The following is an 11,966-nucleotide window of genomic DNA, read 5'->3' as shown; positions in this document are numbered from 1 at the left end:
TGTTCAATAGTTTCATTTTATATTTAAATAAATGATTAAAAAAATTACCATAAAAAACAACCAAGCAAAACCTGAAAGGAGCATTCCGTTCCTATAATAATTTATAAATCCAGCATATCGCTCAACGAAACTTAATTTGGGTTTCTTCGGATGATAATAGACTGTCATCTCAGACCCTATTGGAAACAATTGTTTGAATTCATAACCTAAATATTTATTATATAGGACAAATCTTGGTTTCAGAATCTCTCTTTTGTATTCATCTTCATTTTGAAAATGAAAAACCTCATGGCTTCTATTTTCTCCTAGCGGGAAGTATTTGAGTCTCTGCTTGTATCTCCGATTATTGATAGAATATTCTACAATTGGTGTCTCTAAACGTGTTGCAGTATAGTATCCAATGACAGTCCCTTTAGTTACCATAGTACAGCCATTTTTAATAGTAATTTCACGACGCCAACGGAACAAAAAGAGAAAAAACCAAAATAAAATATAAACGGATACGACGATAGTAGCAAGCAATAATTTCTCCATCAATAATCCTCCACATAGGCAAAATTTGAAACTGACATTCATTTACAATATGCATAATTTTATAGTACTATAAAAACAAGAGTGAGCAAAGAAAGAACAAGACTACTATATGGAATAAACTGATTACTCTAAATAGTGACTCTCCTCCCGCATAACGTTCCACATAAGCTAACTGAGGTTGCTTCGGGTTGTATCTCACTGTCATTTCATATCCAATAGGGAATAGTTGGTACATATTATATGGCATTAAACCAATGTTGTATAACTTCTTACTTTCCAACATATAATTTCTGAGTTCTTCTATATCATGAGGATATGAAACATCTTTTGGACCATAAATAACCCATGAGTATTCTAGGGCTCTTCTATACATTGTACCATCTACCTCGTACTCTATGATTGGAGGACGAAGTGAAATCCATTCTCTATGTGCAACAACTTTACCTATAATCGTAGAAGTACTATATTTTCGAATAATATATTCCCTTCGCCAATTATAAAGAAAAAAGCATAAAAGTACCACTACTGGCAATAAGATTAAAAGATATAACCAAATCCTATTCATTTTTACTCCACATAAGCCAAATCTGAAATCGTGAGTGAAATTTTGCTATTATCTGTCATATTTTTTACAACATCAACACTCTCATCAGGGAGAGGTAGGAAGATAATGGCTGTCGTATTGGGCTCCAGCACCCCATATTCATCAGGCTCATACAGTACTTTTTGATTTTCATAGATGACCGTTCCATCATAGGACCAGTTAACCGTAAAATCAAAATTCTGTTCAATCCTCTCTGTCGTCCTATTCGTTACTAAGAACAAAGCGTAGGTAGTGGTTCCATCTGAATTTGTTGCATCCGCATAATTTAAGCTAATGGCCTTTTCTGCTCCTAAATCCGGATTCTTTTCAAGCAAATCCTCAACATATTGAACAACTTCATCAGATTGAGTTGTGTTTTTCCCATGTACTAACGTCAAGGCCTTATCCTCCACTGAACTACTTGTACTACTTTCAACACTTGATTGTGTTTCTGTATTTGTACTCGAATTTCCACAAGCTGTTAATAAGAACATGCTTGTGACGATAACAATTATTTTCTTCATATCTTCTCACTTTCTAAAAATTGAGATTAACCTAGGTAGCACTACGATCACTAACAAATCACCTATAAGTCCACATCAAACAGCGCTTCTGAATATACACCGCTGACTTCTACATAATACCTATCCATTATACCAAAATTCTAGATAAGATGGCATATTTAAAAATGTCGTTCAGATATGAGTTTGAAGCCACCAAAAAAAGCTGAACACTCAGCTTTTTTAATGCACGAATAATCTAAATAGAGACTAGCTTAGCTCTCTTTGAGCGCAGGTTGGTAAATGTTACTCAAAAATATTCCCCAACTCTACATCGACTCGGTTTTCCTTGACATTGATGTCGGTCACAGCGAGCAGAGACTTGTAGTTAGCTACGCTACGGTCCCCTTTTTGGTTTTCTGCAAAGACAGCCACGCCTACCAAGGTTGAGTCAAACTCAGACAAGAGGCTAATCATACCATTGATGGTGCCCCCATTTTTCAAGAAATCATCGACGATCAAGACACGACTTCCTGCCTTCAAACTACGCTTGGATAGGAACATTTTCTCAATGCGGTCGCTAGATCCTGACACATAGTTGACAGAAACGGTTGAACCTTCTGTGATTTTCAAATCACGACGCACAATAACAAACGGTACATTAAGGACATTAGCAACAGCATTGGCCAAAGGAACACCCTTTGTCGCAACTGTCATGACCGCATCAATCTTTTCATCTTTGAAAGCATCTGCAATGATACGACCGACATTTTTCAAAATATGTGGTGTAGACAGCAAGTCAGAAGAATAGATATAACCGCCTGGCAAGATACGATTACTTTCGGCCATCTGATCACGAAGGGCCTGCGCAATTTCGACAGACTCTGCCTTAGAGATTGATGGAGTAAAAACAACTCCTCCACTGGCACCAGTAATGGTTTCAATCTGGCCAATCGAACTTTCTTCAAAAGCTTTTTTAATAATAGCAATATCTTCTGAAATTGAAGACTTGGCAGACTCATACTTTTCCGCAAAGGTATTCAAGCTTGTTAATTCGTAAGGGTGATTGATGAGGTAGTTGGAGATAACAACCATTCGTTCACTTCTTCTTAATTTCATATCGTTCTCCTTTTGGCTTTTTACTATTATAGCACATTCTATGCAAAAAGCGAACTTTTTTATTTTAAAAAGCCCGCTTTTTTCGTATTTTGTTCATTTTTCACAAATACCATAATGGTTGAAGCCTGCTATAGCCTTGATACCAAGTCCAAACAGCATCAGCCTGTTCTTTCATCAAAGGGATTTGGAGTGGATCCACCTGCTCCGCCCAAGAAAGAGTCCCCAGACTGTTCACGGTCAGATAAAGGGCTAAAAGCCTCCAAAATTCCTCTGGAATAGCGCCGTCAAAATAGGCATCTACCTGACCACGCGCAAAGGCTGAAGACAAATCTGCCGTGAAAATCAAACGGTTGAATTCTTCCCAGGGGTCTCCTATGTCGTAGCGATCAAAGTCTAATATTTTCAGTTTTCCATCCGCACCCAGTAGGAAGTTACCTGTGTGAAAATCTCCATGATGGTAGACAATCGGTCTCCCTTCAAGCAAGTGACGATTGGCCTGAACAAAGTCTATCATGGCTTGACCATTTGGATAGGAATGACTAGCTGCTTGGTAGGCAGCTAATTTATTGTCAATCTTAGCCTGATAAAAACTGTTCCAGTCCCGTTGACTTTGGTCAATCGGCAGACCATGCAGAGCGCGTAAAAACTTTCCAGCCTGACAGCCCAAATCATATAAGACAGAATCAGGCAGGCTAGAAGCTACTTCATTCATATCCTGACCTTCCATCCATTCATAAAGGGTGTAGACTGACAAGTCATCCGCCCAAAGACTTAGTGGCACTGCCACAGGCAAACCTAGACCAAACAGGTTTTCAACTAACTGAAACTCTAATCGCTTAGCCTCATAGGCTGGCCGCTCTGCTATTCTCAAAAGACCAAGGCGACCATCTTCCAGCTGGACCTTGTACTTTTGGTCCGTGGACCAGCCTTTGGTGAGGGGCTGTCGAGACACTATCCTAACTGCCATCAGTCGATGTTGGGCTTATAGAAGGCGCGGTTATCCATGGCAAAGATGCGGTTGGTCATCTCGCCTGGGCCAACCTTGTCCAAGGCCGATAGCATCATCATCATTTCCGCATCGATGTTGTCAATCATGTGGAGGATTTCCGCCTCCATAATCTGCGGACGGACAGGGCTTCCATACTCCAAGAGGCCATGGTGGCTGAGGATAACGTGGCGCAGAACAGTCACTTCCTCCAGACTGTCATCGATGCCCAATTCCATCAAGACCTTGGTAATCTCTTCATCAATCAAGGAAATGTGCCCAATCAGATTGCCACGGACAGTGTAGCCTGTGTTATCAGGGCCTGTCAGTTCAATCACCTTGGCTAGGTCATGAAGCATAATTCCTGCAAAAAGCAAACTCTTGTTGAGCTGGGGATAGATGTCACCAATTTTATCCGCCAAGCGTACCATGGTCGCCGTATGGAAGGACAAACCTGAATAGAAGGCATGGTGATTGGTCTTGGCTGCTGGATAGGAATAAAATTCCTTTTCATATTTACCGTACAGAGCACGGACAATCCGCTGCCAAGTGGCATTTTCAATGCGGAAAATCATCTGGCTCAGATATTCCTTGGTGTCCTTGACATCCACAGGTGGTTTTTCCTTGAAATCAGCAGGGTCGTTGGGCTCGCCTGCCTTTGGCAAACGAAGAACCAGTTGATTGACCTGGGGGGTGTTGTTGTAAACCTCACGGCGTCCCTGCATGTGAACAACAGTTCCAGCAGTAAAGTCCTTGATTTTCCCTGGTTGGGCATCCCAGACCTTGCCTTCAATCTCACCCGTATCATCCTGGAAGGTCAGAGCTAGGTAGTCTTTGCCAGCTCGTGTTTGACGGACTTCAGCAGTCTTGATGAGATAGAATCCTTCGAAGAATTCATCTTTTTTCATTTGGTTAATTTTCATTATCTTCCTCATCTAATGGGGACAGGCCAAGCAGTCCCTTGGTTTGGTCATCTTCGTACAGGTCAATGGTACGAAGACTACGCTCGATGGCGTTGGTGCGAGTGGTTAGGAGTTTGTCAATATTGCTGCTGGCTTGATTGAGCTGTTTCTGAGCCTTGACCAAGAGGTCAGAAAACTTGCCAAATTCCAGCTTGACATTGCCCAAGACCTTGGAAATATCATCGGCCGACCGTTGAATGTTAAGGGTCTTAAAGCCGACGGAGAGGGAATTGAGCAGGGCAGAAAGGGTAGTGGGTCCTGCTACTACGATATTTTCCTGACGGCGAAGCTCATCAAAGAAAATGGGATTGCGGACCACTTCTGAATACAGCCCTTCGGTTGGCAAGAACAAGACGCCAAAGTTGGTGGTTTCAGGCGGATTGAGGTACTTGCTCTGAATGTCCTTGGCAAAACGTTTGATAGCTGCCAGGAGATTTTTGCGATGGAGGTCAATCTGGTCCTTATCCCCACTTTCGTAGGCATCTTCCAAGCGATAATAGTCCGCCAGCGGAAACTTGGAGTCAATCGGCAAGTAGATATAATCGCCTTCAGTCCGTCCTGGTAGCTTGACCGCATACTCCACGCGCTCATTCGAGCCTGAAACCGTGGCAAACTCTCGCTCATATTGGCTAGGTGTTAAAATATCCTCGATAATCTGTCCCAGCTGTAACTCACCCATGATGCCACGGGTTTTGGTGCCAGACAGCACCTTGTTAAGACTACCCACATCACGCGCCACCGTCTGCATTTCACCTAGACCACGATTGACCGATTCCAATTGCTTAGACACCGTTTCAAAGGAGGCTTGTAGGCGGGTTTGCAGGGTTTTCTCCAGCTTTTCCTCAACCGTCTGCCGCATTTCTTCCAGGCGTTTTTCATTTGACTCCTGAATAGCCTGCAAACGGCGGTCGGTGGCATCTCGCGTTTCCAAGTGGCTCTTATTCAGCTCTTGACGGATGTCGGTTAGCTGTTGGTAAAGCTCCGTGCGGAGTCTTTCCACCTCCTGATGAATGACCTGCTGCTGTTTGAGGGTTGCATTTTCTAGTTGATAGCTGAGCTGGTCAGATAAGTTGTCTGCTGTGTCTTCTGCCTGATCTTGCAAAAGCAGGGCCAAGCTCTGCCATTTTCCATAAAGAAAAACTAAGGCAAGCAAGACCAGTATCAGCAAAATAAGTAATACAATATCCATCTAATCCTTTTCCTTACTGTAGATCAGGACCACGTAGCCCTGATCCAGTTGAATGTCTATGTCTCTATCTATAAATTCGTTAGAAGCATAGCATTTTTTGAAAAAATAATTGCTGGCATCCAGCGGGTACTTGGCACGACGAATTGTCAGGCGACTCTGGTCCGACGGCATAAAGGAAATGTACTTCATACCAGCAATCGGTGACAAACGGTGCCTACCTGCTGGCCGAAAACGGATGATGTTCTGACTGTCCACCAATTCAATCTGCTCCATAAAGGCAGCCAAGTCGGGTTCAGCTGGTAAAAAGAGATTGCTCATCATGTGGTCCATGCGACCACCCAAGGCTCCGTATATGCGAACCTGGGCCTGCGGATAGGCCTTGAAGATTTCCTTTAAAGCCAGCTCCAAGTCTGTATCATCTTTTTCAGCAGGAGCTTGCAAACAACGCTCTGCTAGATCCTTTATCCGCCCTAATTCTTCAGGTGTCACCGAGTCAAAATCACCGATAGCCCAGTTAAGTGGCAGGGAATGGTCCAGAAGACGAAGAGAGCCTGCATCTACCCCCACATAGAGGTCGGCAGGCTCAGGAAGGCAGTCAAAGGAACCGCCTGCAATGACAGCAATCTTAATCATTGAGGGCAGCTCTCAATTTGGCAACGTTGGCATCCAGATCGCCTTTGAAGAGGTAGGAACCAGCCACAAAGACATTGGCACCCGCATTTTTGGCTGAATGAATGGTCTTGTCGTCAATTCCGCCGTCCACTTCGATGTCAAAGTTCAAGCCCTTGGCTTCACGGAGTTTGACCAAATCCGCAATCTTCTCAGCCACTTCTGGAATGTAGGCTTGTCCACCAAAACCTGGGTTGACCGTCATGAGCAAAACCTGATCCACCAAGTTGAGCACAGGCTCAATGGTCACAAGAGGAGTGCCTGGATTGATGACCACCCCCACATTCATACCAGCAGCACGAATTTTTTGGAGGGTCCCATGCAAGTGAACCGTTGCTTCTGCGTGAATAGTCAAGATATCCGCACCTGCTCGAGCAAAGGTCTCAATATGATTTTCAGGATTGGACACCATGAGATGGCAATCAAAAACCAACTTGCTATGAGGACGCATAGCCGCAACCACATCCGCCCCAAAGCTAATATTTGGCACAAAGTGACCGTCCATGACATCAATGTGCACATACTCCACACCTGTCTTTTCTAGACGCTTGAGCTCTTTTTCAAAATTTGCATAATCTGCCGCCAAAATAGACGGTGCAATCTTATAATGTGACATACAGAACCAACTTTCTATTTGAATTTCTTACTTACCTTGGTATAGGTTTCACGCTGATTTTGGATTTCGCTGAGGAATTGGAGATAGTTATCAAAGCGACTTTGGGAAATGGCAGAGCTGGCAACAGCTTCTTTGACCGCACAATCCGGCTCATGGGTATGGGTACAGGTCCTAAATTTGCAGTCCTGACTGCTTTCCGCAATCTCTGGGAAACAATCTGTCAGAGCCTCCGCCTCCTTGACTTCATAGTCTAGAGATGAAAAACCAGGCGTATCCGCAATTTTCCCACCGAAAACATTGTAGAAGCTGACCGCACGAGTGGTATGGCGACCACGCCCCAGACTATCTGAAATAGCCCCTGTTTCCAAGGCTAATTCTGGCGCAATGCGATTGAGAAGAGTCGATTTCCCAACCCCTGTCTGCCCCATAAAGACCGTCACCTTATCCTGCAATAATGGCGTCAATTCCTCCAAACTATAGACAAAAGGATAGCCAATTTTCTCATAGATTGCCTTGAAGGCATCCATCTCCGCCCGTTCTTCTACCAAGTCCATCTTAGAGATATAGATAATGGGATCCATGTCCTTCTGTTCCAAAAGAACAAGGAAACGGTCTAGTAAATTGGCGTTAAAATCAGGTTCCTTGGCCGACATGATAACCACCGCCTGATCGATATTGACGATAGGAGGGCGAACCAAACTATTCTTTCTCTCGTGAATCTTTAAAATATAGCCTTCTGAGTTTTCCTCCGCAGAAAAATCTACAAAATCACCCACGTAGGGCGTTTGTCCCTTCTTACGAAAATTTCCTCTGGCTCTGGTTTGATAAATCTGTCCATCCGCCTCGACATAGTAAAAACCAGCCAAGGCCTTGATAATTCTTCCTTGCAATGAAGACTCCTTTGTGTGTACTTGCTCCTATTATACCAAATTTCCTAAGAAAAAAGGAGCAGGAAAGAACTTCGAACGTTAATGAAAGAGTTCGTTTTCCCGCCCCCGCACAGTTGATTAGGTTAGATTTGGAGTGTTAAACACGAACTGCTGAGATTTGCTTTGCAAATCTTATCTCCTACCTTTAACAGTCTCCCAGACTGTTAAAGCCAATCAACCACTGCGCTGAGATGTTGACACTAACCTTATGAAGTGGGATGGTCTTTTACCCAGACTCTGAGATTTTACATTTTACTCTAGTCATTTCAATGTAAAAATAGTATAATAATAAACAAGCGGAGGTGGTGGAACGGCAGACACGCATGCTTCAGGCGCATGTGCCCATCGGGTGTGAGGGTTCAAATCCCTTCCTCCGCATTATTTATAAAGGATAACCCCAAGTCAAAATTGATGACTTGGGGACATTTTTATATCTTCTCACGCAATTTCCCATCACGCAATTCCAAAACCACATCAAACATGTCTAGGATGACTGGGTCTGATTCATGCAAGATGGTGATGATGAGTTTGTCCTCCAGCTGCAAGAGGTTGGTCAAAACCTGCTTGGTCAGGGCAGGGTCTAAATGGGCGGTCGGTTCATCCAAGAGCAATATCTCCTTACCACTCATCAAGGCACGGAGCAGGCACAGGACATTTTTCTCGCCTCCACTTAAGAGACTAGGATTACTTGCGGTCATCAATGTGTCCTGCAAACTCTCTGGCAAGCTCCTTAACAAGCCAAGCATGACATCTCTTCCCTTCTCATAGGTCCCAAAAACAGACACATTGTTTTCAAAATCGGTATGGTAAAGATGCTCAAACTGGCTGAGATAGAAGGCGGTAGCTGCTTCCATTCCATGTGAAACATCATGTTCCAGATAGGAGACACTTCCCTTGTCCAGAACCAGTTCCCCTGCCAACACTCGTAGAAAAGTCGATTTCCCGCTAGCTGACGGGCCAATGATGGCATACTTTTTCCCCTTGTCAAACCGATAGGAAAAATCTGCTACCGCTAATTCTCCCACATGATAAGCTACATCTTTCACTTCCAAGGCTGTCACATTGGGATAGCTTGGCACTTGCTCAGACAAGACCTGACCAGCAAGATAGTCTTCTAAATTGGCGACCGTTTCCTTGGTCGAATGGATATAATTGACATCCAAGAGGATGTATTTCATAGGATAGATGAAATTTTCAACATAGCTAAAAGTCGCAATGGCCGCTCCAATGGTCAACTCTTTTTGTAGCAAGAGGTAGCCGACCAAGCCAAAAGCTGTTAATTGCACCAAAAACATGGAAAATCCATTGACAACATTAGCCAGGGTCTTGAATTGCCCAAAGCGAAAACGAGCATGCTCACTTTCTTCTACTGACCGATGGTGGACACGGCTGATGGAGCCGAAAGTTTCACTATTAACGCGATTCTTAGCAGAAAAGAGGTCTGTCACCACCTGAAAATAACTTTCCAAACTCTGTAAAAATGCCCGCTGACGCTGAGAAAGAGGACCAGAAATCAACTTGGGAATGAAGACTGCCAGAGCAGAAGACAGAATAATGCCCACCGCAACCAGCGGATGAACAAAGAGAAAGAGGGAAACTGCATAGATGAGCATGCTCAAACTAGAACGGATAATGTCCATGAGAGGACTCAGATAACTCTCCTCAATGGTTCCCAAATCGTTGTCAAAAATGGACAGATAGGCAGAGACATTCTTCTCTGAAAATTTGGCTAAAGGCTGTGATAACAAGCTGTTTGCCAGACCTTTTTTAGCCGTGACATAGAAACCCTGAGACACCTTCCACTCATAAACCTGGGAAATGTACTGAAAGACTGAATTGGCAATGATGGCCAAAGTATAAGCCAACAAGAGCCAGACAAGCCCTGTCCAGCCCATCTGAAAAATATGGTCAAAAAGATACTTATTTAACTCCGGCAAAACAACATTGGTCAAACTATATAAGATATGGAAAACCAACTGAATGGCAATAACAAACCGCAATTGATAGATGATTTTTTTCATAACTCCTCCTAGATAGGAACAATCTGACAAAAAATTAATTGCTCTCCCCAATCCGTACCACCCCATCATAGCGAGAAAGGACCTCATCGGACACACGGTGGGAAATATGAATGAGCGTCTTATCAGCTAGTGAGGTGAGGTAATCTTCAATCACTGCATAGGTTTCCTGATCCAAGGCAGACAGACTTTCATCCAGCAACAAGATATCCTTATCTTGTAGCAAGGCACGGATCAAGAGCAGGCGTTGCTTTTGTCCGCCAGACAGTCCGCTATCATCACTAATTTCCTCGCTCAAAGAAGCATAACTTTGGAAACGACTGTCAAGGTTCATGGTCTTAATGAGAAACATCAGCCTATCTTCTGAAACATCCTGTCCCATGGTCAAGTTGTAAAGAACCGTATCATGGAAAAGGGCTCCCTCTTGTGGCAGATAGGCAATCTTGTCTTGAATGGCTTGGTAGGACAAGTCTGAAAGAGAGGTTTTATCAAAGTAAATATCCCCTGCTTGAAGTTGGCTATTCTTGGTCAAAATAAGAGCCAAGGAAGATTTGCCAGAACCACTTTCCCCAAGAATTAAATACTTCTTGCCACGTTCAAACGCTACGGTCAGGTCTTCAAAGACCCGTTTCTCACCGATGGCATAACTAGCCTTGACCAATTGCATGTTCTGGAAAGCTGAAGCTAGTTCCTGTCCCTTCGTTTCTTGACCAAAAGTAGATAGCTCAAACTCTTTCTTCAATTCCTGAACGGCATGCCTGTCCAAAAAGGCTGCCGCAATGCTATTAATGGGATCCACCAACTGCTCTGAAATGGTCAGAATAGCTGTCAAGCCACCGATGGTCAAGGCCCCAGATAAAACCTGAAAACCACCGATAAAGATAATCGAAAGCGTGGTCAGATAAAAGACGAAACCGACTAAGAGCCGCATGGTTACTGTCGTTCGATTGGCCTGATCGACCTTGTCATTGACTGCTTGATAGCGATCATTCAGCCCATCTAAAACTTGCTGTCTTTGGCGGCTATTTTTCACTTGCAAATAACTCAGAAAGACATCTGAAACCCTTGTATTATAGACCTGCTGACTGTCCGAAATCGCTTCTTGATTGAGCCTTCTCCGCTTTTTAAACAAATAGGGAATCACAACTGGCAAGAATGAGATCAGAATCAAGAAAATAGCTGTCAGACCATCCAAGCTAAGCAAGGCTAGACTGGCAATGCCAAAGGTACAAGCACCTTGAAAAATCGTAAAGAAAGCGTCGTAATAATCTTCTTTCACCGTCTCCAAATCATTATTGAGCTGAGAAATATAGGCCCCTGCCCCCTGCTCAACAAACTGCCTAAAAGGTAAATCAAACATTTTCCCAATAAAGGTCGCCTGCAATTGGAAACCTACTTGATTGAGATAGCTGACATTGGCAATCTGACGAATGTATTCAAAGACCAGCATGATAAGGACAGTTAGCCCCATCAGCACAAAATAGGACACAAAGGCCTGTCTATCTCCAGCCGCTATAGCATCAATAATATAGCGATATTGGTACAGAAAGCCAACATTGAGCAGGGCTACTGCAAAAATACAAGATAAGGTTAGCCAAAAATTCCTCTTTTTCATTTCTCCTCCACCGTTTGATAGATTTCTAAGCAAAGCAATAAAAAATCTGCATCAAATACCGTTATTATACCACAACTTCCTATGTTTGTGTATGTTTTCACATAAATAATAAACCAAGCCAGCTATCTGACTTGGTTTATTTTTAGGCTCTATAATTTCTGTAGTGGGTAAATCCACCATGGAAATTATGGAGCCTTTTTGAGTATAGAAAAAAGTCCCATATGACCTATAATGAAAAGTGTTCAAC

Annotated in this window: 13 protein-coding genes and 1 tRNA gene; 1 reads left to right on the top strand and 13 read right to left on the bottom strand. The window is 43.3% G+C overall.

Annotation, left to right across the window (positions count from 1 at the left end; translation table 11 throughout):
* Positions 1-12 precede the first annotated feature (12 nt).
* From NOL38_RS05760 to rsgA, 10 genes are all read right to left on the bottom strand, one after another.
* Positions 13-534, bottom strand: coding sequence for a hypothetical protein (locus NOL38_RS05760; protein WP_277941646.1), 522 nt, complete (start codon positions 532-534; stop codon positions 13-15).
* A 67-nt stretch (positions 535-601) separates the two neighbouring features.
* Positions 602-1,099 (bottom strand): DUF3592 domain-containing protein, encoded by a 498-nt coding sequence (locus NOL38_RS05755; protein WP_277941645.1) that lies wholly within the window; start codon positions 1,097-1,099, stop codon positions 602-604.
* Positions 1,100-1,101: 2 nt separating this feature from the next.
* Positions 1,102-1,641 carry a hypothetical protein gene (locus tag NOL38_RS05750; RefSeq protein WP_277941644.1) on the bottom strand — a complete coding sequence of 180 codons (540 nt, stop codon included), beginning with the start codon at positions 1,639-1,641 and terminating at the stop codon, positions 1,102-1,104.
* 282 nt (positions 1,642-1,923) lie between these two features.
* Positions 1,924-2,736, bottom strand: a complete 813-nt coding sequence (gene purR / locus NOL38_RS05745) for a pur operon repressor (RefSeq protein WP_277941643.1) — start codon at positions 2,734-2,736, stop codon at positions 1,924-1,926.
* Positions 2,737-2,836: 100 nt separating this feature from the next.
* On the bottom strand, positions 2,837-3,703 hold the full coding sequence (locus NOL38_RS05740) for an aminoglycoside phosphotransferase family protein (protein ID WP_277941642.1): 867 nt from the start codon (positions 3,701-3,703) through the stop codon (positions 2,837-2,839).
* Positions 3,703-4,644, bottom strand: coding sequence for a 3'-5' exoribonuclease YhaM family protein (locus NOL38_RS05735; RefSeq protein WP_277941641.1), 942 nt, complete (start codon positions 4,642-4,644; stop codon positions 3,703-3,705). The genes NOL38_RS05740 and NOL38_RS05735 overlap by 1 nt, the downstream gene beginning before the upstream one ends.
* Complete coding sequence (locus NOL38_RS05730; protein WP_029177988.1) at positions 4,634-5,872, bottom strand: DNA recombination protein RmuC; 1,239 nt, start codon at positions 5,870-5,872, stop codon at positions 4,634-4,636. The genes NOL38_RS05735 and NOL38_RS05730 overlap by 11 nt, the downstream gene beginning before the upstream one ends.
* The gene (locus NOL38_RS05725; protein ID WP_277941640.1) at positions 5,873-6,505 is read right to left on the bottom strand and encodes a thiamine diphosphokinase; all 633 of its coding nucleotides are present in this window, start codon (positions 6,503-6,505) and stop codon (positions 5,873-5,875) included.
* A complete protein-coding gene (rpe, locus tag NOL38_RS05720) occupies positions 6,498-7,157 on the bottom strand; it encodes a ribulose-phosphate 3-epimerase (protein ID WP_277941639.1) in 660 nt (219 codons plus the stop codon). Before rpe ends, NOL38_RS05725 begins: the two co-directional genes overlap by 8 nt.
* A gap of 14 nt (positions 7,158-7,171) precedes the next feature.
* A complete protein-coding gene (gene rsgA, locus NOL38_RS05715; RefSeq protein WP_002940273.1) occupies positions 7,172-8,047 on the bottom strand; it encodes a ribosome small subunit-dependent GTPase A in 876 nt (291 codons plus the stop codon).
* A gap of 335 nt (positions 8,048-8,382) precedes the next feature.
* Between rsgA and NOL38_RS05710 the strand changes: the two genes are divergently transcribed.
* Positions 8,383-8,464 (top strand) — tRNA-Leu (locus NOL38_RS05710).
* A gap of 50 nt (positions 8,465-8,514) precedes the next feature.
* On the opposite strand, the gene NOL38_RS05705 is transcribed toward NOL38_RS05710, so the two are convergent.
* From NOL38_RS05705 to NOL38_RS05695, 3 genes are all read right to left on the bottom strand, one after another.
* Positions 8,515-10,107 carry an ATP-binding cassette domain-containing protein gene (locus tag NOL38_RS05705; protein WP_277941638.1) on the bottom strand — a complete coding sequence of 531 codons (1,593 nt, stop codon included), beginning with the start codon at positions 10,105-10,107 and terminating at the stop codon, positions 8,515-8,517.
* Positions 10,108-10,141: 34 nt separating this feature from the next.
* Positions 10,142-11,719, bottom strand: a complete 1,578-nt coding sequence (locus tag NOL38_RS05700; protein WP_277941637.1) for an ATP-binding cassette domain-containing protein — start codon at positions 11,717-11,719, stop codon at positions 10,142-10,144.
* A 51-nt stretch (positions 11,720-11,770) separates the two neighbouring features.
* The coding region (locus NOL38_RS05695; RefSeq protein WP_277941636.1) for a hypothetical protein at positions 11,771-11,966 on the bottom strand (196 nt) is incomplete at its 5' end.

The sequence above is a fragment of the Streptococcus suis genome, from assembly GCF_029616525.1.
Taxonomy (GTDB): domain Bacteria; phylum Bacillota; class Bacilli; order Lactobacillales; family Streptococcaceae; genus Streptococcus; species Streptococcus suis_AF.
This window is presented reverse-complemented; position numbering and strand designations above follow the sequence as displayed.

Excerpts from the sequence above, each read along its gene's own strand:
- NOL38_RS05760 (WP_277941646.1), bottom strand. The coding sequence starts at position 534 with ATGGAGAAATTATTGCTTGCTACTATCGTCGTATCCGTTTATATTTTA.
- NOL38_RS05755 (WP_277941645.1), bottom strand. The coding sequence starts at position 1,099 with ATGAATAGGATTTGGTTATATCTTTTAATCTTATTGCCAGTAGTGGTA.
- NOL38_RS05750 (WP_277941644.1), bottom strand. The coding sequence starts at position 1,641 with ATGAAGAAAATAATTGTTATCGTCACAAGCATGTTCTTATTAACAGCT.
- purR (WP_277941643.1), bottom strand. The coding sequence starts at position 2,736 with ATGAAATTAAGAAGAAGTGAACGAATGGTTGTTATCTCCAACTACCTC.
- NOL38_RS05740 (WP_277941642.1), bottom strand. The coding sequence starts at position 3,703 with ATGGCAGTTAGGATAGTGTCTCGACAGCCCCTCACCAAAGGCTGGTCC.
- NOL38_RS05735 (WP_277941641.1), bottom strand. The coding sequence starts at position 4,644 with ATGAAAATTAACCAAATGAAAAAAGATGAATTCTTCGAAGGATTCTAT.
- NOL38_RS05730 (WP_029177988.1), bottom strand. The coding sequence starts at position 5,872 with ATGGATATTGTATTACTTATTTTGCTGATACTGGTCTTGCTTGCCTTA.
- NOL38_RS05725 (WP_277941640.1), bottom strand. The coding sequence starts at position 6,505 with ATGATTAAGATTGCTGTCATTGCAGGCGGTTCCTTTGACTGCCTTCCT.
- rpe (WP_277941639.1), bottom strand. The coding sequence starts at position 7,157 with ATGTCACATTATAAGATTGCACCGTCTATTTTGGCGGCAGATTATGCA.
- NOL38_RS05705 (WP_277941638.1), bottom strand. The coding sequence starts at position 10,107 with ATGAAAAAAATCATCTATCAATTGCGGTTTGTTATTGCCATTCAGTTG.
- NOL38_RS05700 (WP_277941637.1), bottom strand. The coding sequence starts at position 11,719 with ATGAAAAAGAGGAATTTTTGGCTAACCTTATCTTGTATTTTTGCAGTA.